Source organism: Paenibacillus sp. MAH-35 (assembly GCF_058135425.1).
On sequence record NZ_JBYUPU010000003.1, the window covers coordinates 306,024 to 331,516 of the forward strand.

Here is a 25,493-nt window from a genome sequence, read left to right on the forward strand (position 1 = left end):
GGATCTCCCCGCTCTCTAGAATATCCGGTAGTTTGCAAAACGAGCAGCCAACAAATAGGACATCACGATGAGTACAAAGCTGACCAGCGATTTCATCAGACCGACTGCGCTGGCGATTCCGTACTGCATCTGAACCAAACCGACCCGGTACACATACGTGTCGATTACATCGCCTGAAGCATAGACTAGCGGGTTGTACATGTTCAGGATTTGCTCGAATCCGGCGTTCAGGACGTTCCCTAACGACAGTGTGGTCAGCAGAACTATCGTGGGGGTAATCGACGGTAACGTCACATGAACCAGCTTGTCCCATCGGGTGGCGCCGTCGATATCCGCCGCCTCATACAGCGCCGGATTAATCGCAGTAAGAGCGGCTAAATACACGATGGCCGAGAACCCGAAATCTTTCCATACGTCGCTGCCGACCAGAACGAGCGGGAACCACGTATTGCTGCCGAAAAACAGGATCGGCTCGAAGCCGAAAAACGCGATCACTTGATTGACGATACCCTTGAGCGACAACAGGTTAAGCAAAATGACGGATAACAGCACCCACGACATGAAATGCGGCAAGTAAACGATCGTTTGAACCCAGCGTTTCAAGTGGCGGTTCCGGATTTCATTCAATAGGAGCGCAAACAGGATAGGCACAATCAGACCGGCAATGATTTTCATAACGGCAATATAGATCGTGTTGAAGAAAATGATCTTGCTGTCCGATATTTGGAACATGAATAAAATATTGTCCAGACCGACCCAAGGGGATCCCCAAATCCCCTTGGCCGGAAGAAACTTTTTGAACGCGATCACCGCACCGAACATCGGATAAAAGCTGAATACCGCCAGTATCGCCATGCCCGGGAGCAGCATCGCATGATAATTCCATTGTACGTTCCAGTTTCTCATCCGCGTTCACCGCCCCGCATCAAGTGCCCGAGCCTTTCGCCGCTTTCCGGACTTCTTGCGTAATCTCGTCTCCGCCTTGTTTGTTCCATTCCGAGACGAAGGTGTCGAAGTACTCAAGCGGCTTGTTGCCGGTAATGATCTGGACAAAGGCTTCATTCTCCAGCTTGGTCAAATTCGCCCACTTCAGTTCCATCGTTTTGGTGCTGCCGTAAAATTGGCTGTACACTTCCTTGTTGCGTGGATCCAGTACAATTTGACCGCCTAAGAACTGGTAAGCCGTGTAAGCCCAATCCTGCGGAACGCTTTTAATAGCATCCCAGCCTTTGCTGTAATTGTCGAATATGCTGACATCGGCCGGAGGGAGATCCGCTTTTTTCAGCTTACCGGCCGCTGTATCTTGAAACCTTTGAAAACGATCTTTAAGCGTAGTTTTCAGCCGGTAGGTCGCCTGCATCGGGCGCACGTTCCAGTTCGTACCGGGACTGTCCGCATACAGCTGCGGGGAATTCGGCCGGTTGTTATCAATCTCGGCGGCTACATTGATCATTTTCAGCAGCGCTTCCGGATGTTTGGCGCCTTTTTTGACGACATAGATCGTACCTAGCGGGTCGGGCTGTCTCGGATAATAGTTGCCGTCCTGCGACAAGATCATATGCGCTTTCCATTCCGCTTTCGGATCGTTCTTGACCGAGTCGGCCAATGCGCTCATCGGCGACCAGGTGGCTCCCGTCGAGATACCCGCTTTACCCGCACTGTTTCCTTTGGCAAACTGGTCGGGTTTAATCGTTCCGAATTCTTTGTCGATCAGCCCTGCCGCATACCATTCGCGCAATTTACCCAGTGCCTGCTTCGTCTCGCTAGTCGTCGAACCGTAGACAATATCGCCGTTTTTGTCCTTCGTCCAAAATTTCGGATAAGCCCGGAGAGAAGTGAAGTAGGCGTCCAGCGAGTTATTGCCGGTAGAATTCGTCACAAAATTGGAGGTACTCATGATACCGTACGTATCTTTTACTCCGTTTTGATCCGGATCTTGTTCGATAAACGCTTTTGCAACTTTCTCGACATCATCGATCGTGATGCCGAGCGGCAGGTTGATTCCGACTTTGTCCAGCCAGTCTTTGCGGATCCATACGACCGGGTCGCTGTCGTGGGCCGGAATGGTTGAAGGAATGCCGAGCAGCTTGCCGTTAGAAGACACCCGGTTCGTCAGTTGGTTGCCGAATCCGCCAATCACTTCTTTTAGAAGCGGCGAAGCATAGCTCTCGTACACGTTCGTCAAATCTTCCAGCATATCCGATTCCGCCAGCAGCTTGAACTGCGCCTCGTTCACGCGCATAAAATCGGGAATGTCGTTGCCCGAGATCAGCAGATTGACTTTCTGGTCGTAACCTCCGCCCGGAATTTGAAACGCATAGTTAAACTTGATGTTCAAATTCTCCTCAAACCAGCGGGTATAACGATTGTCCGTAAACGAATCGTTCGAGCCTGACGGCCATTTGCTATCCTGATTCATCACGTAGCCGATGTTCATCGTTACGGGCTCTTCATACTTGCCCAGGTTGACCGGTTTCGTATCCTTGCCGCTATCCGGACCGTCCGTCTTGCTGCTGCAAGCCGCAGTGAATACAAGAGATGACAACACCAACAGGGAAACGCTCTTTTTGACCGTTTTCATTTCGAATCCTCCCATTATAGGTACAGTGAATTGGAATCAGCTTTACAACAACGTTTGAAGCACATCATGTACGTCCTGCTCGGTCATTTCGATCGGATTGTTGTCCATTCGTCCTTTTGTGTACGCCCGCTTCACAATCTCACCGGTGCTGTCGGCAGTGACGCCGTAATCCCGAAGGCGGGTTGGAATCCCATAAAGCTTATAGATATCAAAAATAATATGTTGAACGTCCTCCACGGAATCCGCGCAAAACGCCTTTAGCAGTCTGTGAGGTTCTATTAATCTTTCCTTATTGAGGGATAATATGGAGCCTATCGTAATACTCGTCGCTATACCGTGCTCGATCCCATACAGCATCGTCAAAGGGTAAGAGATGGAGTGACAAGCCGTCGTTCTCGTATTACTGAATGCCAGTCCGGCGTACAGGCTCGCATACGCCAGCTGCTCCCTCAGCTTTTCGCTCGCCGGATCTTCCTTCAACTGCGGGAGCGCCTCCATGATCCGTTCGATCGCTTGCAGCGAGTAAAGCCTTGTAATCGGGTTCGTGCGAACCGACCAGTACGCTTCCACCGCATGACTAAGCGCATCGAGAGCGGTAGACACGCTTAGCTTCAGCGGCATAGAAGCGGCAAGCTCGGGCAAAATTATGGCTGCACAGGCGTACAACCGCGGATCGTCAACGGAGTACTTCACTCCCCTTTCTTCATCCCAGATGGTGGCCCAGCTTGTTACTTCCGAGCCCGTCCCCGATGTGGTCGGTATGCCGATCCAGGGCGCATAACGTTCCTGTTTTCGGTAGCTTTTGTCGATGACCGCTTCCCTGAGCGCATCCTTCGTCTCCAGTGAGATGCCTTGAAAAGCGGAAAGTACCTTCGCGACGTCCATGACACTGCCGCCGCCGATGGCGATCACGAGCTGATAATCCGTCCCCTCCAGCCGGTTCTTTAACTCCCAGATGTCAGTAACGTCAGGATTGGCGATCCGGATTTCTATGCTCGTCACGTTGTATCCTTGCAGCCAGTTGTATAGAGAAGCAAGACAGGGGCTGCCTTCGACGCCGCCACCTCGAGTCAACAGCAGGATCCGGTCTGCCCCCGGTGCAAGCCGCTTGGTAAGATCCGTTAAAAACGGCGCCACAGACTCGTTGCCGCAATAAACCGCGACCGGGTTATAAAACGTACTCACGCGTGCAACCCCTCTTCCTTCAATCGAAGATTCAATTTCTCGACGATGTCCGGAAGCTCTGCGATCGAGTCGACTACAGCATCCGCACCCGTTTGTTCGAATCTGCCGCGCACTTCCTCCATCCGAATTGCCAGCTCCGACGGTTCCATCGTCCGGACCTCCTCTTGCGTGAGTCCAAGCTCGCTGCTCCCTTTAACGACGGCAACCGTCCAAACGCCCGCATGTTTTCCCTCCAGCACATCCGCTACCGTATCTCCAACCTTGACGACGGTTCGAACCGACATCACGCCGAGCTCCTCCATATTTCGATAGATCATGTAGGGATACGGTCTCGCCGCTTTGACTTCATCGGAGGCGATGCGAAAGTCCGGCTCGTATCCTTTGCTTTTGGCTTGCGGCGCCACCACTTGCATCATCGTCTTCGTATAACCCGTGGAAGACCCGATTTGGATGCCCGAGCTTCTAAGTCTGGCAATCGTTTCAACGACTCCGGGGATGGGGTCGGTGAAATTCGCCAAAGATTTCATCAGCAGAGATTCGAAAGACTCGTACAACCGCTCGACATCGGACAAGGTCGCTTCTCCGCCATATTGACGAATCCATGCTTGCTTGACCCGTTCCATACTTAACAGGGCTTGAATGTGATCCCGCTTCTTCAATCCCATCGGAGCTCTCGCTTCTTCTACCCGTATGGGAACCCCCGCACTCTCAAACGAATTCATAAAAGCTTCCATCGGCGCAAAACAACCATAATCGATTACCGTTCCCGCCCAATCCAATACTACAGCCCGGATTTTACTAGTCATTTTAATAACTCCTCTTGTCTGTTTGGGTGAGTTGCAGCTTGAGTATAAGCTCTATTCTTTGACGATTCAATAACTTTTGCGTTATTTTACAAATAATTTACATGATATTGCTTTGTTTTGCTGTTTTATCAAGTGAACAAAGCATAAAAAAACGCTTATCCGTTTGGATAAGCGTTCACGATCGAAACCCCGTTTTCTATATACTGCTCGCGCAGCGTATCATCCATCTGACTGTCCGTAACGATGGCATCGATCTGCTTCAGGCTGCAAATATTCAGGTACGATACCGTTTCAAACTTGCTGGAATCGGCCACCACGACCGATTGTCTGGAGCTGCGGATCATCGCATTGATCACATCCGACTCCCCTTGCCTGAAATCCGTCAACCCTTTTTCCAGCGAGATGGCATTGATGCTAATGAACGATACGTCGATATTGAAGCCAGCGATTTCGTTTTCAATCGACCTTCCGTGCAGCGAATATTCGTCGTGATTCAGAATTCCGCCGAGCAGGATGACCGTAAATCCCTTCTTATGTGCGAGACATTCCACTACTTTCAAGGAGTTGCTTATGATCGTCAGCCGTTCGAACCGGGCCGCCAGCTTTTTGGCCACTTCTATATTGGTCGTTCCCGCATTGAGGCAGACCGCCTGATTTTCCTTAATCCGTTCAACGGCATATCCGGCCAGTTCCTGTTTTCTGTCGATTAGGGAGATTTTCCTTTGAAGATACGCTTGATTGGTTACGACATTATTTTTGGATGTCGCACCGCCGTGCACCCTTTGAAGCTTTCCGAGGCTCTCCAATTGGGCCAAGTCTCTGCGGACGGTATCGAGCGAAACCTGCAAGAGCGATTTCAATTCGGTTACCGATACGTTGCCTTTGGACTCCAACTCCATAATGATTAATTTATGTCTTTCCTGAACTAACATCCGAGGAGCCTCCCTGCCGTTTATTGCGGCTTTTTGCTTGTTTCACGCCTAAATCGTATCAAAAAACGCTGCTTTCGTAAACGTTCCGTGGGACAATCATATAATAAATCAACAATTGGCGGCATGAAAAACAAAAAGAGAGCTCCGCCCGTCCGGCGTCGCCGCTGGCGGAAGCTCTCTTTAATGATTGGCAGGAAGGGAGTGGCTTCCCGCTTATGCCTGTTTGACGATTTTGCGGATCAGGTAGACAACCGCTGCAGCGTAATCTCCGCCAGCATAGCCGCACCTAGGCCGATGCAGCTCTCATCCGGATTAAATCTCGGACTGTGGAGTCCCGCCGCCTCGTCCGCGCCGGACCGGGGACCCGAGCCCAGCCAAAAGAAGCAACCGTTGGCGAACTCGGTATATTCCGCGAAATCTTCCCCGTACGTCATCGGATCCGGCTCGTAGCGATTCTCTCTGCCGATCAGCCGGTCGGCGGCCTCCACGACATGCCGGGTGCACGTCTCGTCGTTCATCACCGGCGGAACTTGCCGGATATACGTTACTTTCGCTTCGCACCGGTAAGCTTTGCAAGTATCTGCGACAATACGCTCGACGATCCCCGGCATCTTCTCTCTCCACTCGTTGTCGAGGTTGCGCACCGTGCCGGTCAGCTCCACCGTATCCGGAATAATATTGTTGGCCGTACCGGCATGAATCGTACCGATCGTGACTACCGCCCCCCGGGTAGGCGGAATCTCCCGGCTTACCGCTGTCTGCAGTGCCATCACGACAGCCGATGCGGCGACGATCGGGTCGATACAGGAATGCGGGTAGCCGCCGTGCCCGCCCTTGCCTTCGATCCGGATCTCCAGACGATCGATGGAGCCCATCAGCACCCCCGGCTTGACCGATACGGTTCCGGCAGGCAGCGAGGGCAGATTGTGGAGCCCGTAGATCTCATCGACTCCGGCCATAACTCCTTGCTCGATCATAGCCTTAGCCCCGGCCAGTATTTCCTCGGCGGACTGGAAAATAAACCGCACCGTACCGCTCAGCTCAGCCCGGTGTTCCGTTAAAATCCTCGCAGCTCCAATGAGAACCGACGTATGGACATCGTGGCCGCATGCATGCATAACGCCGGGATGTTCGGAGCTGAACGGCAGCCCGGTCTCCTCCGTCACCGGCAAGGCGTCCATATCGGCGCGCAAGGCGATCAGAGGCCCTTCCCGTCCGCCCTTCAGGTCGGCAACGACGCCATGACCGCCGACGCCGGTTCTCGGTTCCAGGCCGAGCCGGGTCAGCTCTGCCGCTACCGCGGCGGCTGTCCGGGATTCCTCGAAGCTCAGCTCGGGAAACCGGTGCAGCTCGCGCCTAATGGCGATCAAATCGGCTTCGAACCGCCGTGCTTGCTCCATAACAAGTTCGGATGTGCTCATCGGTACGTCCCTCCATGTCCGGTTGACGGACGGCATGATCTTGATTGCCCCAACAACGTTACGGCTTTACGGCCTCCTGGCCGCGTAACAGTCCGTAACGGGCCAGCAGCGGCTCCATGACGGTCGTTCCGTAGTTTTCTCCCATGATCGCATAACCTTTACCGTTCGGATGAAGCTGATCGGGCAGATGCTCGGCCAATTGATCGTCGAATATGGTCAACCCGTCCACATAATGCAGCCGGTCGTCTCCCAGCGACGCCATAAACCCGACCGCCTCCTTGATCTGCTCCCGCATCTCGCAAAGCGTAAACCCGGCCGTATTTTTCGCAGTTTCTCTCGGTGGCGACCAGATCGGCGACATGACGGCGATCGGCTTGTCCGGATGCTTCTCGCGAATGAGCTGCACGAAGCCGATCGCCGCCGCCTGGAACGTCCGGCTGTTCAAGCTGCTTCCACCATAAACGTTAATGCCGAGACACAACGAGATGATGTCTGCGTCCAGATCCCGGATCAGGCGGGCGACCATCGGCTCCAGGTGACAGTTGCCGGAGAAGCCGAGGCTGGTCAGATGCAGGCCGAAACGGCGCGCGACGATAGCCGGCCATGTCTGCGCCGGGCTGAACGCCCCGTTGCACTGCGTAATCGAGCTGCCGTACGCGATCCATTTGGGGCGGGTGTCCCCGGGAATGCGGAAATCCGCTCCTTCCTCGATCGCAACCGCTTTCACGATCGTCGCCGTTTTTTGCGGCACATACACCTCGACAACTTTGTCTTGCCCCGGCAGCCCTTCAAAAACCGCGAGCGAATCCCCCTGCGCCAGCTTGCACGTCTGTATTATTGTTCCGCCGATGACGAGGTCCAGCTCGACGGCCGCCAGCACAGGAGCCAGCTCGATCCGGATCACGGCCGAATCGGTGGCGAACCGCAAGCGGACCCCCGCCGATATTTCCGACGTTTTGTTAATTCCGTTCGGCGGATACAACACATAATCCTTGTACGGGATTCTCCACGGCTTGATCCCGCCTTCTACAGGCTCCAAAGATACCGCGCCCTGAAACAGCGCATGTTGAAGTTCAATCGTTCGCAGCATTCGTATTTGTCCCCTCTCCATCGTCAATTCCCACTATTAAATGTACAGACTAAGGGGCGCATGCGCAACCAATAATTTTCCTCTACTGGAATCAGTCTGTGTTTTCCGGCACCGTCTTCCCATGCCGGCTCGTATGCGCGGACGCTAACAGCCCTTGACAATTATCCGCGTTCCAGGACGCCGAATAGCAAAAAAAGAGGCGACTGACCGGCTGTCCGCCAAGTCAATCGCCCCACTTCACATTACCGTCTCAGTCAGTTCCCATGAATCCAATGCTGGGCGCTGCTGACCAGATCCCCCAGCGCTCTACCGGACAGCAGGCCTTGCTGCTGCACGGACGGATCGCGTATATAAGCCAGAAAATCGTTCATATAGTCGATCGCCGTCTGCATGGAGCCTTGACTGACGAGCAGTTTAATAATCGAAAGCCTGTAGCTTAGCTGGGAGGCAAACGTGGCCTGAATATGGCCGCTGCCGGCGTACGAATCCACCTTCGCGCTCATTCCGTCCAGCGTGACTACGTTCACCTCAACCGTTTGCAGCTCTTCCGTGTTCCCGGCCATATCAACGGAGCGGAATTGGAGCACATGGCTGCCGTCCTGCAGCACAATCGGTCCGGTGTAAAGCTGGAAGCCGCTCTGCTGCCCATAAGTGCTCCCCGTTACCGACAACGCATATTCCGTCCTTGCTACTCCGGAATGCGCGTCGGAGGCCGTCAGCGCCACAGATACCGGCGAAGCGTACCAGCCCCCCACCCCCGCTTCCGCGCTCGTCTGCGCCTGCGTAACCGGAGCCAGCCGGTCTACAGGAACGGTTACAGATTGGACCGGTTCGGCGTTGCCGGCAGCGTCCGTCGAACGGAACTGGACGACATGAGTGCCGCTATCGCTTAATACGAACGGCGTATGATACGTCTGCCAGTTGGTCCCGCCATCGAGACTGTACACCGACGAGCTGACGCTGCCGGCCATGCCGTATACGCTGAGCGAGACGGTCGCTTCCGACGTATACCAGCCCTGATGTCGCTGTCCCGTCACGGCCGCGACGGTCTGCACCTGATATAACGCCCTCGTCAGCGGAATCCGGAAGGCGGCGCCTTCGGCCATATCGTAGATATAACCTTTGCTGAAATCGTACGCATCCGCAAACGAGCGGATCGGCGTAATATCCCCGATGTCGAGCTTATACCGCCCGGAGCCGAGTGACGCTGCGCCTTGAATCCGATAAGCCGCGTTGCGGACGCCGTCGCTTGCGACATAGATCGTTTTGCCCGTCAATTGCTCCAGAGTTGCGCCCGTCAAGTCCATCTCGACAATGATCTCGTTTTGAACGGACGGCGTCTTCGTGAAGGTAACCACCGTGCCCTGCAGCGCTCCGGCAGCATCCGGTGCATTCTCGCCGACCGGCGCCATATACGAGCCGTCATGCACGTAGCGGTATACCTCTTGGCCGTTCTGTTCGGAATAAACGCCCATAAACCCTTTAAACCGCAGCTTGTCGTCGATCGTATATTCGACAGTCGTATTTAAGGCGTTGACGATGTAATCGACGCGGCCGTTTGCCAGCGTCACTTTCACCGCTTTGACGTCGTTGCCGTCTACCGGCTGGCCTCCCGCCTTCACCGCAGCCGGTACGATCGAAGCGATCGTGCGGTTGTCCTTGTACGGCTCGATCACCGAGGTGAACAGGCTGTCGAGATTGGTCCCGTTCCGGTGGGCGACCATATAACGAAGCGTCTTCGGATTGCCCGGCTTGTTCTGCGGCGGAACGCCGTCCGCCAGCGCCACATCGTCCACCTGTCCGAGCATCGTCAGGCGCAGATGGATATCGGCCGGGGCCGGCAGCACCTTCCACGTGTCGACTACTTTCCAGTCGATGCTGAACGTGTCTGCCGGACTCGTATCCCGCGATACGTTTTTTAAATAATGAAATCCGCTGCCCATATAGCCGGGACCTGCCACGTCATCGACCCGCTGGCCGTATTCGACATCCGGACCGGCATAGGTGCCCGTAGGCTGCTGGACGAGCTGAAGCCCCTCGGCGGTTGCCGTTCCTTCCGCTCCGTGGAAGCTGAAATAGTGGTCGCTGCCGCCCTTCACCCGGAAAAAGTCGACCGCATACGAGTTGGCGTCGTCGATTTTGATCATCGCGGTCGTCCGTTTGTACAGATCGGTCTGCGTGTATACTTTCGGCGCTTCGACGTCGATCAGCTTCACCATGCCGCCGTCGTCGAAGTGTTTCGGTTCGGCTACGAACTGCGCCAGCTGCTTCTTTTTGTCGACCACGACCGTATTGTGGCTGATCGTATTAATCACCCACTGTGCGCGGTGCATGTCGATGCTGTCGGCGAATTCGGGATAACCGAGATCCGGGGACAGATCAAGCCCGAATGCGTGAACGCCCAGGTTCAGCGTATCGCGGTGGCCGTGTCCGGTGTTCCGTCCGTAGTACATCCAGAAATCGCGCAGCGTGTTCGCCTGAACCCCCGCCTGGTCACGCTGCTGGCGGGCCGATTCGTCAAGCAAGTTCAAGTTGCGGACGCCCATCTTGTAGTTGCCGGAGGCGGCGTTTTTGCCGATATTCTCGAAGCGGATCTGATGCGTGCCGACGGACAGCTGCTTCCGGCCGAGCGCGATGAAGTCGTTCGAGTTGGAACCGTAAAAGTCCATGTCCATCATCGGCTGCCCGTCGACCGAGATGCGGTAGATCCCGTAAGTCGGCGCCTTGAACGGCAGCAGATCGATCTCGTAATCGTCCGCCTTCGTCACGGTAAATTCAAACGTAATGTCGGCACCGGGATTGTTCGCTTCCAATTGCACCGTTCCCGAAGCTTCGAACAGCTTCACGTCGGTATTCTGGTACGCGATATCCATCGAAGGGAATCCGTACGACAGTCCGAAGCTGTTGAACACATTGGCCCCGTCGCGAAGGGCGGCGAAGCCGTAGCCCGTCAAATTGTCGCTGCCCAGATTAAGCGGGCCGTGCAGGGCGATCACGCTGCGGATCTGCTCCGCTATCGCGTTCGGATCGGCTGAGAATACGTCCAGATGGATGCCGTCTGCGCGGTTGTTGTTCAGGAAATAGGCCATCTGCGCATAAACCGGGTCTCCGAACTTGTAGAACGCCTTCACCATGTCGGTCAGCTTCACCGAGATGCTCGGGTTGCCGGTCGAACCGGTATCCCCGATATTCGCCGTATATTTCTCGCTTAAGATGAGCGGGTAAAAGGCCGAGAACATTTTGCGGAACTTGACGTTTTCATACAAATCGGCTTCCGGGTACAGATCGTAGCCTTCCAGAATGTCCGCCGTCAGCTGATGGGTCGACAGCCAGAGCATGTTGTAGCCCGGCGACGCTTCGTTCCCGTTGCCGTCGCGGTCGACGACACTGATCAGCGAGTTCAGGATGTTGCCGCCCGATACGCCCGGAGGACTCGCCACATTGCCGCCCGACTGGAACGTAAAGTCAAGCCATTCTTTCGTCTGGGGCAGCGTGTCGTACACGACCGCGGCCATCGCCAGCGCGCTTTGGTGCATGCCGTCGTTGCCGCGGATTCGCGCCGCCTTCACGCCCGGGAACACTTCGCGGAGGATGCCGTCCTCGATGTTCCGTTTGATGCCCGCACCGGTGCTTTTGCTGTTGATCAGCTTATACAGATTTCGCTTCCCTTCCAGAAACGAAGTCAGCTGGGTGTCGTTCATCGCCGGGAAAAACGCGTCATAGGCCGATATAAAATCTTTCACCAGCCCGGTCTCCCAGATCGAGCCGACGGCGTATCCGAGCCCCGTGCCCCCGTGAGAATTGAGGAAGACGGTTTTGTCATGCTTCATCGTATCCATCTCGGGGTAGACGTCGGCCACCCGGTCGAGCAGCACCGATCCGGCCCGCGCGTATTTGACGTCTCCGGTGTACAGGTAAGCGTCGCGGAGTCCTTGCATCGCATCCTGAATCATGCCGCTCCCGTACCAGACGAACCAGTGATTGTAATAGGCGATAAACGTATAGCGGTGGCCGTTCTCGTCGACCCAGCCGAAACCGTCGTCGACGCCCCAATCCGGACCTTTCTCCGGATACAGCGTGTTGACCAGCAGGCTGCGGTCGGCCAGACTTGGCTGGAAAATGCCGTGATCGTCCAGTCCGCTCTCATAGTACGCGCCGAAGTCGTTCGTCGGGAATTTGTAGCCGCTGCTCGGATCGACGATTTTCCACGGGTCGTTAATTGGATCGGCCTTGTACGGATAGTTGCCGTATTGATCGATCTGCCTGCCGGTAATCGGACTGCCGATCGTCTGGTTGACGCCGTAACTGCGCGGCAGGTTAGGTCCGGTTACGAGGTTCCATAGGAAATCGAGCCCTTTGACCGTATATTTGTCGGCCCGGGCGACGGCCCCGTCCTTCAAGGTTGCCGCCCAGTTGTACTGCAACACGTTGCTCCGGGCAGCCGTCACTTTGGCCGGCGTGTAATAAGTCGTGCGCGTTTTGGCGTTGACGGCCGTATCCGCACGGCGCAGCAGGGCGTCGTCGAAGTAAGCTTCTCCGGCCTGCGAGGCGTTCATCGTCAGACGGAGCGTCACGCTTTTCGCCCCGGCCGGCGCGATGCCGCCCGCGGTCAGCGGCTCCCACGTTCCGGCGCCCGTGCCTTCGGCCGCTGCCGAGGCGAGCAGCGTTTCGTCCGCATCCCAATAATCCAGATGAAGCGCCGGAACGCCTGAAGTCGTATAGACATGGATCGTGCCGTCATACCGCTCTCCGGGCGTTACGGCTACCGGATGGCTTCGTACGCCGGGGACGGCTCCGCTGCCGGAATACGCGATCTTCGCGCTGTTCACGCCGTCTTTCGTCTGATCGCCGGACAGTTGAACGTCGCGGTTTACCCCTTTCCAGCCGACCGGCTTATTCTGCACCACCTGCTCGAAGCTCCCGTTCTGCAGCTGCGGCACCGGGACGGCAGGCGACTCGCGGAACGTCGCATCGTCGAAGTATGCCGTTCCGATATTCGCGCTGTGCAAATAAAACCGGACGGCCGCCTGAGTCGTTCCTTCCGGCGCTAGTCCCTCCACCCGGATTTGTTTCCAGGCATTGAGCGTATCGTTGGTTCCGGTCAAAATCGTCGTATAGTTGTTGTTCGCATCCCAAAACTCCAGGTACAACTGGGACACGCCCTGCAGATTGTACGACCATACGGTCGATTCGTACCGCTGTCCCGCCGTGACGGCGATCCGGTGGCTCCGGACCGTAACGCCGGCCGTGCTGGTCGGGTCGTTGATTTTGACGCTGTAGGTGCCGGACCGCTTCTGCTCGGTGGACAATTGGGCCGTAGCCGCCATCTCCCAATATTTCGGGCGGCCGTTATCGACTTCCTCCAGTCCGCCGTTCAGCAGTCCCGGCTGCGGACCGGTCAGCACTTGACTGAAGGAGGCGTCGTCGAAATAGGCGGACCCTGTGTTCGCCACATGCAGATATAATCGGAGACTTACGGCAACCGTCCCGGCCGGGGCGACGCCGGACACTTGGATGCGGCCCCACCCGTTCAGCGAAGAATTGCTGCCGATATAAATTTGCGTGTAGTTATTGCTTGCGTCCCAATATTCCAGATAAAGCTGGGAAACGCCTTCGAGGTTATACGAATACACGCTCGCTTCATACGTCTGACCGGCCGTTGCCGGCATTTTGGCGCTGCGCAGCCCGGTCGAGCTGGCCGAGCTGGTATCGGTCAGCTTCACGCTGTAGGCTCCCCCGCGCACCTGGGCGGTGGAAGATTCGACGCCTCCGCTTATGTAGCTCCACCCGGCGGGCCGCCCGGCCGCGATCTCCTCGAATCCGCCGTTCGGGAGTTCGGGCGCTTGCTGTATGCTCATCATGTCCCCCGCTTCCTCCATCGTAATCGCTTCAACTTCCGCTTCAATTCCCGTTACTGCTTCTGCTTCAACTTCAGGGTCAGGTTGAGGTTCAGCTTCAGCTCCAACTTCAACTTGCGTCTCCATTCCCGCTTCCGGTTCCAGTACCGCAATCTCCTCGGCCTTAACCGTCTGTCCCGGAACGAACGGCACAGCGCCTAACACCAGGACCGCCGCCATCACCAGCGCGACGGTTCGCAGGACCGACCTGCGAACGAATCGTTTCATACCCGTACCACCTAACCTTTCGTTGTTCAGATGGTTTCCCTGCTTCGTTCCAGTTGCCGTCCTTCTCCGCCTTCCTTCTCCGGTTTCCTTCCCCGCCCGTGCAAAGGCTCCCCGGCCGCAACCTGCGCCGGGAAGCTTGCACGAATCCGGGTGCTGTTTATTTCTTGCTCGCCTTGGCCGCCTGAATATCTTTATCAGCCGCCTCCGCCGCTTCGCGGATCGCCGTATTGACGTCTTTGCCGTCTTTGACGATTTGCGTAAGCGCGGCGTTCAGCTTCTGCGCCGCCACAATTTGATACTCGGTAATGTTGGACATTTTCGCATGCGGTTTCGGGAACAGAACCGACATGTTGCGTCCTTGGTACTTCGGCAGATCCTGCCCGTACTTCTCATGCAGCTTCGTATCTTTCAACGCCGTCGCCAGTCCGCGCGAGTTCAGCGAGATTTGGAATTCCTCGGATGCGACATATTTGATTACTTCGAACGCCGCGTCGCGCTGCTTGCTCGTAGAGCTCATAAACCAGTAGTTCGGGAATACCTGCGGGCCTATGTTGCGCTTATCCGGGAAATCCGGAATCCGCACGACGCCCCAGTTTTTGACCGCATCGCCCGGGGTGAATCCGCAGCAGCCGGTATAGTTGGTCGCCATCGCCACCGTACCCTTCGTATTAAAGTTAGCGACCGTAGCCTGAGCGATATCGACGCCCGGAATGCTCATAAACTTCGTCATCATCTGCACGACCCGTTTCCACTCGTCGGTATTAAAGCTCGCTTTGTGCGTTTTCGGATCGATGAGATCAAGAGACAGCTGATTTACCTGTATATAGGAATAATTGTCGTTGGCGAATCCGTAGTACTGCGTCCCCCCGTCCTGCCTCGTCAGCTTCACCGCCAGATCGTACACTTCGTCCCAGGTCATGCCGTCCTTCGGATACGGCACGGCGAATTTGTCGAACAGATCCTTGTTGTAATACAACCCCGACGTGCCTATGAAAGCGGGCAGCCCGTAAATGCCGCCGCCTGCCAGCTGGCGCTGGAGCTCGACTACAGTCGGCTCTAGCTTGTTCAGATCGTATTTGTCGCGTTTGATCAGATCGGAGATGTCGTTTTGCAGATTCATGTTCAGAATCGAAGTATGGAAGGTCGTATAAGCTCCGAATACGATATCAAGCGGATCCTTGGAGGTAGCCACGTAGTCTGCGATGGAAATGTCGGTCGGGTAATACACTTTGAACGTAATATGCGGGAACTTCTCGCGAAGAAATTTGCCGTACGTATTCTCGAACCATTCGGCTCCTCCGCCGCTGGCGCTGAACATATGCATGTCGATCGGTTTTTTCTCAGTTGCCGCCGGTTCATTCGATTTGCCGGAACAGCTTGCGGCGAGCAGCATGACGGATACGGATACCATCATCCAGGCATATTTTTTTCTTGCCGTTGCGAACATCGGTATGTCCCCCTTAACCATTCGTTTTTTTGATTTCCCCGGGCGTCATGCCCCAATGCTTGCGGAACACTTTCGTAAAATAACTGACGTCGCGGTAGCCGATCGCGGCCGACGTCTCGAGCACCTTCGCCCCGCTTTCGAGCAGTTCCATGGCGCGTTTCATCTTCCTCTCCAGCACATAGTCGGAGAACGCCTGCCCCGTATGCTGCTTGAACAGCCGGGACAAATAAGACGGAGTCAAAAACAGCTTCCTCGCCAGCACGTGCAGCGTCAGGTCGCGATGAATGTCCTTCTCGACCGCCTCCAGCATCGAACGGACGATATCATGCAGCTTGACGCTGTTGCGCTTGCTGGCATAGTCGGTTATCGCGCGGATCGTGCCGTGCAGCCATTGCCGGATCTGCTCCTTCGTATGCAGCGAACGCAAATCCTGAAACGTATCGTACGTGTCGCCTGCCACCTCCTTCATCGGCCATCCTTGGGCATGAACGGTACGGACGAGAAGACTGCTGAAATAAAGCACGTTCTCGTGCACCTCCTCGACAGTCGCAGCCTGACCGATTCCTTCCTCAATCAGCCGGTCAACCGTCTCCAGCGCCTTCTCCCGGTTGCCCGTCTCCAGGGCGTTCTCGAGCTGCTTCTCCAGCGGCGGCGCTGCGGGGATGCACAGATGCGACTGCTTCCCTTCGCGGTACGGCACGACCAAGTCGTCGCCGTAGACGATCCTCTCCTGCAGCGCTTTGTTCGCCTGCTGGTACGATTTGCTCACGCCTTCCGGGTCCGCGGTAACTAGACCGATCCCGGCACTGGCCGTCGTTTTTAAGTACTCTTTAATCATCGTCAGCAATCTGGATGTCAACAATTGAATTTCGGCGACAAACTGCTCCTCCGTCCGCTCGCCCCGGTTCAAAAACAGCAGAACGGTCGAGCCGCGGTAGTCGGGGAACACTTTGCAGTCCAGCTGTCCCGGTTTTTCGGCGAAGTAGTCTTTGGCGATGACCGTAACGGAATATTGCAGCAGCGAGCCGTCCCGTTCGCCGTAACGGGTATCTCCTTCCCGCAGCGGGTCGGGCTCGACTACGGCGGCCGCATACCGGGTGACGCCGGACAGGTCGATCGTCAGATCTTCGCTTTGTTTATCCACCTCCCAGCCGGAATAAGTGCCGGCCACCCAATTTTGATAAAACAGCTCCTGGAGCCGCGGAGCGTGCTCGTTCCACTTCCGGCGCAGCTCCTCCAGTGTATGCGTCGACTCGCGGGCTTCTTCGATCCGCTTCCTCGCTTCGAGCACCGCGCTTAAAATCTCGGTATCCCGGGCCGGCTTCAGCAGGTACTTGACCACATTAACGTCAATCGCCTTCTGCGCATACCGGAAGTTGTCGTGTCCGCTCAGCAGCACGATTTTGACCCGGGGATTCCGCTCGCTGACCGTCGCCGCGACGACGAGACCGTCCGGCTCGGGAATCCGGATATCGAGCAGGACGATATCCGGCTTGGTCTCGTCGAACAGCTGCAGCGCTTCGCGTCCGCTTGCGGCGGCGCCTACCACTTCAATGCCGTGCCGCTCCCACGGGATACCCGATACGATATTTTCCCTCAGCTTGGCTTCGTCCTCTACGACCATCAGGTTCATCGGCGGCACGCTCCTTGTTGTGTCGGACTTTCGTCCGGGTTTGTTCGACCGGCGCAGCGGGGGCGGACGTACGCCCGCTACATGCCTGCTGCAAGCGCATGCATCTTCTCAAGCGGTATCCAGATCGTCACCGCCGTTCCGGCCGTCTCCTCGCTTTCGATGCGAATTCGCGCGTCTTCTCCGTAAAACAGCATGACCCTCGCTTTAACGTTGGATAATCCGTACAGGTCGACAGACTCGCTTCCGGCGTTTGTCACTCGCAGTACGTCTTTGTATGTAATCTTATTCAGTTCGCCGTTAATAAACGACAACCGTTCCGGATCGATGCCCACCCCGTCATCCTTCACTTCCAGTCGCAAGTAAGCGCCTTCGATCCGGGCGCCCACATACAGCTCTCCCCCTTCCGGCTTTTTCTCCAGGCCGTGCAGAATGGCGTTTTCGACGAGCGGCTGGAGCAGCAGCTTCAGGATCGGAATTTGCAGCGTCTCCGGATCTACGTCGAACTTGACCGAGAAGTGGTTCGTATACCGGATCTGCTGCACCTGCAAATAATATTGAAGATGCTCGATCGTTTCCTCGACGGTAAAAATATCCCGCCCCTCCCCCAGACTGAGCCGGAAAAAGTGGGACAGATGAACGACCATCTCGCTGATTTCTTCGGCATCGTAATTTTTGGCCGTCCAATAGATCGAATCGAGCGTGTTGTACAAAAAATGCGGGTTGATCTGCGATTGGAGAAACTTCAAATCCGTCTTTGCCGTATACAGCTGCTGTTTATAAATATTCTCGATCAGGTGCTGCTGTTCTTCGGCCATCTCGTTGAACGAACGGTTCAAAAAACCGAATTCGTCGGGACGGCTCGCGGACAGCCGGGCGTTCAGATTGCCGAGCCGGATCTGCTTGATCCCGTAAGCCAGCTTGAGCAGCGGAGCCGCAATGCCGCGGTACACGCCCCATGAGATGAGCAGCGCCAGCAGCACGCTCACGATCGCGATCAGATAGGTGAACTGGCGCACCTTGTTCGACTTTGCATATATCGCTTTCTCCGGCTGTACGAGCACGAGCGACCAGCCCGAAGACTTCGAGCGCACCCGCATCGATAAGCTGTCTCCGTCGTCGCCGGTCGGGATCATCACGCCTTCCCGGTTTTCCGTGGCCCGAATCTCCGCGATACTCTCTTCCCGATCGGAGCCGACGATCCGATTATCGTACCGGTCGAGCAGCAGCACCCGGCTGGACGGAGTCGAGGCGGTCAAATTCTGGATCACGTTCAGAAACTTTTCCTTGCCGATCGTCATCATCAATATATTTTGTCTGACTGGACTGTCGAGCTGATCCATCAGGCGCAGCAGCGTGACGCTGTCCTCGTTGAAGATGGGGTCGACCTCCCGCTCCCCTCCAACATACATATTGCGGTCGGGAATCATCCAGACGCTGTCGCCGCCGGCCTCGACCGTCCGCGTGTACCAAGCTTCGCTGCGGTATTCCTCCAGACGCCGGACGCCGTACCGGGACGAGAAGATGAGCCCAGACCTCGCATGGTAAATCGAGATTTGCGTCAGCATCGTGTTCACCGCGTTCATATTGGTCAGGCTGAACAGCACTTTCTGAAAATCGATCGTCGCTTCGGCCGGCGAATCGACGTCCTGGTGCCGGAGCTGCTGATTCATGTTGTAATCGGTGGCGGTCAGAACCGACAGCTCCTCGACGTTTTGCAGCGTAAGATCGATGTGGGCCATCGTCGAGCGCAGCGCCGCCAGCGTCCGTTCGCCTACCTGCTCGTTGAGGATGCGCTGGGACTGGACATTGGCGTACAGACTCACCGCGACCAGCGGAATCAGGATCGCCATGAAATATGAGGTCAGCCTCAGCTGGGTCGACTTCCGATAGGCATCGCGTATTGCATACAGCAGTCTCATGTGCGCCCGCCTCCCGTTATGGTGTGTCTGCATGTGCGATTATCGGGGTAACGGCGCGGCCGTCACGGCTCCGCCCGGAAGCCGATCGTACGGCCAAAAGCTTCGCTCATTTGCCGGGCGTAGGCTTCGAATATGTCTTTGCCTCGGTGCGTCGTCATCAGCTCCTGGCGGTATTTCGGCCAGTTCGCCGCACTTTTGTCCTCGAACAGCACCCTGGCCTGATACCTCCACATCTCCTTGCGGAACGAGCTGATATCGAGCCCGGTCGGCGGGGCTACGTTCGTGCCGATCGACGGTTTGAATACATACGACGATATTTTCTCGAAAATTTTCCGGTCGCGCTCGGTCTCATCCGGCTGAATGACCTCCAAGCCTAACGTCTGCGCATCGCCCTGAGAGAAGAAGCTATACACGGCTAAAAAGTATCCGTTGTCGGCAATGTCCCGTTTGGTCGCGACCGGATCAATTGTGATTTTATTGCCGTCTCTCGTGTAATGGACGCCCTCGATTCCGAATCGCGTCAGCATGAACCCTTCCTCGCTTGCGAGCCAGTCAAGAATTTGAATCGACCGCTTCGCTTTCTCGATCGTCGTTTTGGAGCTGAACATGAACGGGGCCCCGGGCAGCGTCATCGTCGCCACCCCCGTATCCGCCCAAGGATGGAACGGCTGCCAATCGACCTTGGCCGCTTCCTCCGGTTTGCCGGCCTGCCTCAGCACTTCCTTCGTCCGGTACTGGATGGACCAGGTCGCATGGTCATACGCCGCCATGGCGCCGCCGGAGATCACGATGCCGACTTTTCCCTGAACCGCTTTGTTGATGTCTTCGCCGGACTTTTGCAGAAACCAGTCTTTGTCGATCACCCCAAGCTGGATCGTCTCCAGCAGATCGGTAAACACCTGCTCCATCCGGGGGTCCGTCGTGCCGTCCACGAACATGTCGTTCTCCATCATAAGGCCGCCGTATATTCCGTTTTTGTAAAACTCGGGAAACACGATCGGAACCGTATACCCGCCGCCCGCCGTTGTAAAGCCGTACGTGTCCTGCTTGCCGTTGCCGTCTGGATCTTTGAACGTGAACGCCTTCATCGTCTCGATCATATCCTCGTACGTCTTCGGGATCGGCAATCCGAGCTTGTCGAGCCAGTCTTTGCGAACGTAATAGGAGATATAGGCCCGCTTCGGATAAGGGACCGGCGCACGGCGGAACATATCCTGCACCTGGTACCGTTTCAGCTCCGTCTCCGTGATCCAGTATTTAAAGTAATTCGGCATCGTCTGCGGCGTCACCAGCTCCGTCAAATCCATCGCGACCCGGTCCATGATATATTTGTTCGACACGCCCCCGTCGACCATGAACAGATCCGGCGCTCCGCTCCCGGCCAGCCGCAGATTCAGCCGGTTCGTATAATCGTTGCTCATCTGCATATGTTCGACGATTAATTCGACATTAAACTTGCGTTCGATCGCCTGCCGGACGAAGTCTTTGTCGCGGGACGGCAGCGACGCGCTGTTGGCCCCGTGGACAAACCAGTTCAATACGAGCTTCTCCTGCGCTGACGCAAGTTCCGCGCCGGTCGCCCGGGCATCAAGCCCGCCCTCCCCGGGTATGCTGTCCGGACGCAAGGAAGAGGTGCAGCCGCTGCCCAGAAGAACGATCGTATATAAGCCTGCGAGACCGATCTTTATCGTCTTCATCTCATCAGCTCCATTCCTTTTCGCTTATAGTGCGTGCTCAAAAAGTCCGGTTTTCAGCACCGAGAAGATGGGATGAAGCCAGGAAATGAGGAGCGGAGCGTAGTGGGCTACGTGAGCACCGGAAGTTCCGGCTGAATTCCATATTCGATGTCGAGTACGCTTCCTGATCTGCTTCGTGATCAAAAGCGGACTTTTTGAACAACCTCTTATGACGCCCGGTAAGACTTGCATGAAGGAAGAGGGCGTTCCGCCCTCCCTCACCCTCCCGTCCAGATTTGCAGCAAGGCGTCCGTCTGGAGCTCCAGCCAGCTTTTCGTGCCGCTGCTTATATCGCCGGGGGTGCTGCTCCGGTCGAGATGTTTCCGGAAGTCGCCGATATGTTTGGCCACCTTCCCCGGGTCCCCCTTCTCCAGCTGATGCACCGCCTGCTTCAAACTGTTGCGGAGCTTGACGGCCAGCGAATGGACGATATCGCCGTCCGCCTCCCCGGCGTTGATGCGCTGGTCGATCACGTCCGGACCGGTCGTGACGTGCACGGTCCTGACCGCGGTCGCTTCATTGCCCGACGTATCGGCCACGCGGTACGTCAGCGCGTATGTTCCGGCCGCCTGCGTATAAATCGAGCCGGTCACAGTCACCTGCGAGGACAGATCGCCTTCGCGGCCGTCCCAGGCGGAGACGCCGGGTTCCGCGTAAGGCGCCCCGACGGTTACCGTCAGCGGGTTGGCGCCGAGCAGCGTCAGCGCCGGCGGATCGCAGTCCGGCAGCAGCAGCTCGGCGCCGCCGCCTACCGATACGATGTTCCAAGCGCCGGCTTCCGACTTCGCGGCATAGGCGTATGGAACGAGCTTCCATGCTTCTCCGCCAGGGAACGGATAACCGTCCGGCGCTTCATAGGTGACGAACTTCGTTTTCCCGTCCTGCACGGTAACGTCAAGGACCGGGTACGCCGTCCATACGGTTCCGCGCTTGACATAAACCATGCCGCCGATCCACTGCTCCGCTCCCGCTACCAGAGCGGTTGCCGTGAAGCCGTCCGTCTGCGCCCCGCCGATCTGCCCTTCCTTCCCTTGCCCGCCGGCGATCGCAAGTCCCGCCCCGTTATACTCGATCCGCCCTTCTCCGGCCAAATACACCGCATTCATGTTACAGGCTGCTGCGGCTGCGGATGGGTCCGCTCCGAAGGACAACACACCAAGCTGTCCGGCGAACTGAACGGGGTTCACATCTCCGTTCCGGAGCAGCTGCAGCGGCTGAGCGCCTCCGCTGCCGGTCCCGCTGACGACGTAGTCGCGCCAGCCATCCCCGTATACGCTTACCCCGACCGGCGTCTGTACGGTTGCCGTCCAGCCTTGCGGCAGAAGCGGCTCCACGTTCTCTACAGTAGGCGCCGCACGGTACGATTCATACAAAGTCGTGAACGTGCTTCCTTCTGTCGATTGGTCGCGGTGGCGAACGAGATAAGGCAGCTCGGCTCCCGCGTCATCCTTCCCTCTTTGTCCCCAGCCCTGCCCGACGTAAACGTCCTCTTCGGCCGACGGAACTTGCCATGCTTTCGTCCTGGCTCCGCCCCCGTTGTTCGCCCAGTCGGCCGTCCATACGCCTGCGGCCGCTGCGGTCGTCACGCCAGTCAGTCCGTAGGCGCTAACCTCGCCCGCTCCGCCCGGCTGAAGCGGGATTCCGCCCGTCACGACGCCGTCCGTAGGCGCGTGAACGATCAGATCGTGCGAAGCGCCGCCGCGGACGCGGAAGAAGTCGACTACATACTCCGGCTTCGCCGGATCATCCTGCCCTTGAACCTGAACGACCGTTCTGCGGTACATGTCGGTCTCCGCATAAGCGTTCGACTCCGCCTCCGCCGCATGGACCGGTCCTTCTCCCGTATACAAGCGGATACTTCCGGTCTTGCCGCTGCTCCGCTGATTTTTCTTATCGACGATAACGAGATTGTGGGCTGCCGAGCGGACGGTCATCGCCTGCTGCGGATGATCCCACAAATACCCCATATCGGATAACGATTCTCCGCCGTTCGCCCAATACGTGAGGTCCAGACTGTCCAGATGGCGGTGTCCGTACCAGTCGCTGGCGTTCAGCAGCGCGACGCTGTCCAGATTGTTCGGACCCCCGCGCAAGTAGGCGAGCTTCCAGTCCGGCAGCAGCAGATCGGGCAGCTCGATCGGCCCCGCTTCATCAAGTCCGTCCGGGTAATACAGCAGCGCCTCGACGCCGCCGTACGGGAACTGGCCGCTCTTCAGCATGCTGAGCAGGATCGGAAGTCCCGTTCGTTTGGCCCCGATCAGCAAAAACTGGCCGGATGGCGCGCTCGTCGTATACGAATCGCCGATCGGCGGATATTTCAGCGACGGCAGCACGGTATCGCCGAGCGCGCGGAACACCATTTGATAGTCCGGGCGGCTATACACTTCGTAGTTGTCGATCCGCGACTGTCCCGGAGGCGGCACGTAACCGGCCGGGTCGGAATATCCGTTCAAGATCTCGCCAAGCTTCCACATCGTTTGCAGCACCTGGAGCCCGTACGCCGCCGTCTCGGCAGGCGTTCCGTCCGGCTTATACCAGTCGGTCAAAAACTTGTCGAACGCATCCGCGCCGAACCGTACCAGCTCCGGCTCGCCGATCAATACGCCGATTGCGGCGGCAGCCGTACGGTTATAGATCGACTTGTTGTTGTAAGCCGGATCGGCCACGAACAACGTGGAAGCTTCGAGGAACAGATCCCGTTCGACCGCCAGCCGGTCCGCATCCGATAGAAGCAGGCCCGGACCGGCAGCCGCGTCGCGAATCAGATCGTAAGCGGTGACGAGCGGCAGAATGAACAAGCCCTCCATCCCGTTCGCCATCCCTCTCCCGGCCATCCAGTAGCCGGCATGGAGCTGCCGGTTCGGCACGTTGGGCGGTGCGGTCAGCTCATAGCTGGGCAGCCGGCCGATCGCGAAGGCAGCGTCCTTCGGGTCCATATCCGCGTATTCGCCGTACCCGGAGTGCAGCAGCCAGCGGGGATACACCTCCGCCATCCGCAGCAAAATCTTCTTCGCCTGCTCCGCATAAGCGATGTCGCCGGTCAGCCGGTACAGCAGGGCGATTTTGCCGACCTGATCGGACATGTAGGCGACTTTTTTGGCCCGGATGTACGACGTGAAGCTGGGCGACAATTGAAATCCGGCAAAGTCGTACGACTGCCGATTGTAATATGTAATGGTCTGAACAGTCGGACCGCCCCAATAAGCGGTCATCACGCCTTCTTCGGGATAAGTCTCGTTCGGAAACGCGACTCCGCCGCAATACGCCTTATCCGGGTCAAGCGGACTCCATGTCCACACCCCGTGCGGAAAGCCGTATTCCGGTTGAATCGGGCAAGGCGTGAACAGATCGACCAGCGGCGTCGTCTCCGGAATCATGTTCGCGATCTGGTTCTGGTCGTAGCCCATGACGAGCTGCGTCTGGCTGATCAGCGCGTTGATCTGGCTGTCTGCATAGGTCCGGAACGCAGCGTCCGACGCATAACGCGCCCGGTACGCGATCCAATCGTTCTCCTTGTAGATCGCCTTCGGAGGCGAAATATCGCCGCGCTGCGCGGGCTCCACCCAGTTCGGGAACAGCTCCTCCAGGTCGACGGGCGGATTCGGCATACTGGCCGGCGACGTATACAGCTGCCAGCGGAGCGGGTCGATGCCGCTCTCGAACGTCTCGGTAAACGTAGTCTGACTATCGGCTTGCACCGATATATTATCAATGTATACGTAGCCGGCCGCTCCCACATCCGTATAATCGTTGGCGAGAAATGGCTGCGTATAGGTAGTCGCCGCTCCGAATCCTTTGCCGACAATCAAGTACGGCGGCGGTCCGGACTCCGGCGCCGCTGCGGTATGCAGCAAGGCCGGCGCGGCTCCGGCGGGGCCTCCCCACAGCTTGACGGTACCGTTGTCCCATGTGATGCGGACCCGGTACGTCGTCTTTAACGGAGCGGTGCCGATATACCCGCCCGGATTCGTATTGTATTTGGCGTTTCCGGAAATCCCGACGGATACCCACTTGGACGTGCTCCAGTACAGAAACAGCGACGGCGCCCAGGAGCTTCCCGCATTTTCCATCGGCGTAATGTCCGCCTCGGCCACGATCTGATTCGGTGCGCTCGTCCACTGCAGCGGAGTCACAAGCACATCGTGCGCGTTGATCGGCCCGCTGAACAGCAGCTGTCCTCCGGCCAGATGCCAGTCGTGGTCTCCTGGCGCGAAAGCGTTTGCTCGTTTTTGCAGCATACCCGGCATTTCTCCTAACATTGTAATCACCAGCACCATACACAATAGAACAAGCGATTGCTTCTTCCATGCCATCCTTTGCAAAGCCATCACGACCTCCTATTCGCATCCCAGGCGGTGTTAGGATATCTGATAAATCCAGGCTGCATATGAAAGTGCTTACAAATTCTATTATAGAATCATTCGCATCGTATCCAATAGACGAAAACATTTCATCCGTTGGTAATTTGATGACTTCTCTAGCACGAATTGTATTCGTATGGAGGAGCTCTCCGTTTCGCTAAAGCAGGAATGCCCTCGGCCGCCTCGTTTCCCGAAGAGGGAACGTTCGCCTTACCCGATTGCGCTCCTCCCCTCCGGCCTGATGGGCTCGTCCGGCT

Annotated in this window: 13 protein-coding genes; all 13 read right to left on the bottom strand. The window is 56.9% G+C overall.

What is annotated here, in order from left to right; genetic code table 11:
* Positions 1–15: 15 nt before the first annotated feature.
* The 13 genes from AC3Y2E_RS04805 to AC3Y2E_RS04865 all read right to left on the bottom strand — a co-directional run bounded on the left by AC3Y2E_RS04805 (position 16) and on the right by AC3Y2E_RS04865 (position 25,203).
* Positions 16–906: an ABC transporter permease gene (locus AC3Y2E_RS04805; protein WP_190932102.1), complete on the bottom strand. Its 891-nt coding sequence runs from the start codon at positions 904–906 to the stop codon at positions 16–18.
* Positions 907–925: 19 nt separating this feature from the next.
* Positions 926–2,581, bottom strand: a complete 1,656-nt coding sequence (locus tag AC3Y2E_RS04810) for an extracellular solute-binding protein (protein ID WP_379207705.1) — start codon at positions 2,579–2,581, stop codon at positions 926–928.
* Positions 2,582–2,623: 42 nt separating this feature from the next.
* Positions 2,624–3,766: a phosphonoacetaldehyde reductase gene (locus AC3Y2E_RS04815; protein ID WP_379207707.1), complete on the bottom strand. Its 1,143-nt coding sequence runs from the start codon at positions 3,764–3,766 to the stop codon at positions 2,624–2,626.
* Positions 3,763–4,572 (bottom strand): phosphonoacetaldehyde hydrolase, encoded by an 810-nt coding sequence (phnX, locus tag AC3Y2E_RS04820; protein ID WP_379207709.1) that lies wholly within the window; start codon positions 4,570–4,572, stop codon positions 3,763–3,765. Before phnX ends, AC3Y2E_RS04815 begins: the two co-directional genes overlap by 4 nt.
* A 155-nt stretch (positions 4,573–4,727) precedes the next feature.
* Entirely contained in the window at positions 4,728–5,504 is a 777-nt protein-coding gene (locus AC3Y2E_RS04825; protein ID WP_379207712.1) for a DeoR/GlpR family DNA-binding transcription regulator, read from the bottom strand.
* 239 nt (positions 5,505–5,743) lie between these two features.
* Positions 5,744–6,925 carry a M20 metallopeptidase family protein gene (locus tag AC3Y2E_RS04830; RefSeq protein ID WP_379207714.1) on the bottom strand — a complete coding sequence of 394 codons (1,182 nt, stop codon included), beginning with the start codon at positions 6,923–6,925 and terminating at the stop codon, positions 5,744–5,746.
* Positions 6,926–6,983: 58 nt separating this feature from the next.
* Positions 6,984–8,015, bottom strand: coding sequence for an SGNH/GDSL hydrolase family protein (locus AC3Y2E_RS04835; RefSeq protein ID WP_379207716.1), 1,032 nt, complete (start codon positions 8,013–8,015; stop codon positions 6,984–6,986).
* Positions 8,016–8,269: 254 nt separating this feature from the next.
* Positions 8,270–14,140: an OmpL47-type beta-barrel domain-containing protein gene (locus AC3Y2E_RS04840; protein ID WP_379207719.1), complete on the bottom strand. Its 5,871-nt coding sequence runs from the start codon at positions 14,138–14,140 to the stop codon at positions 8,270–8,272.
* 157 nt (positions 14,141–14,297) lie between these two features.
* Complete coding sequence (locus AC3Y2E_RS04845) at positions 14,298–15,587, bottom strand: ABC transporter substrate-binding protein (RefSeq protein ID WP_379207721.1); 1,290 nt, start codon at positions 15,585–15,587, stop codon at positions 14,298–14,300.
* A gap of 13 nt (positions 15,588–15,600) precedes the next feature.
* The gene (locus tag AC3Y2E_RS04850) at positions 15,601–17,220 is read right to left on the bottom strand and encodes a response regulator (RefSeq protein WP_379207723.1); all 1,620 of its coding nucleotides are present in this window, start codon (positions 17,218–17,220) and stop codon (positions 15,601–15,603) included.
* A 77-nt stretch (positions 17,221–17,297) separates the two neighbouring features.
* The gene (locus tag AC3Y2E_RS04855) at positions 17,298–19,139 is read right to left on the bottom strand and encodes a sensor histidine kinase (protein ID WP_379207726.1); all 1,842 of its coding nucleotides are present in this window, start codon (positions 19,137–19,139) and stop codon (positions 17,298–17,300) included.
* A gap of 62 nt (positions 19,140–19,201) precedes the next feature.
* The gene (locus AC3Y2E_RS04860; RefSeq protein ID WP_379207728.1) at positions 19,202–20,836 is read right to left on the bottom strand and encodes an extracellular solute-binding protein; all 1,635 of its coding nucleotides are present in this window, start codon (positions 20,834–20,836) and stop codon (positions 19,202–19,204) included.
* Positions 20,837–21,093: 257 nt separating this feature from the next.
* Entirely contained in the window at positions 21,094–25,203 is a 4,110-nt protein-coding gene (locus AC3Y2E_RS04865; RefSeq protein ID WP_379207730.1) for an immunoglobulin-like domain-containing protein, read from the bottom strand.
* Positions 25,204–25,493: the final 290 nt, after the last annotated feature.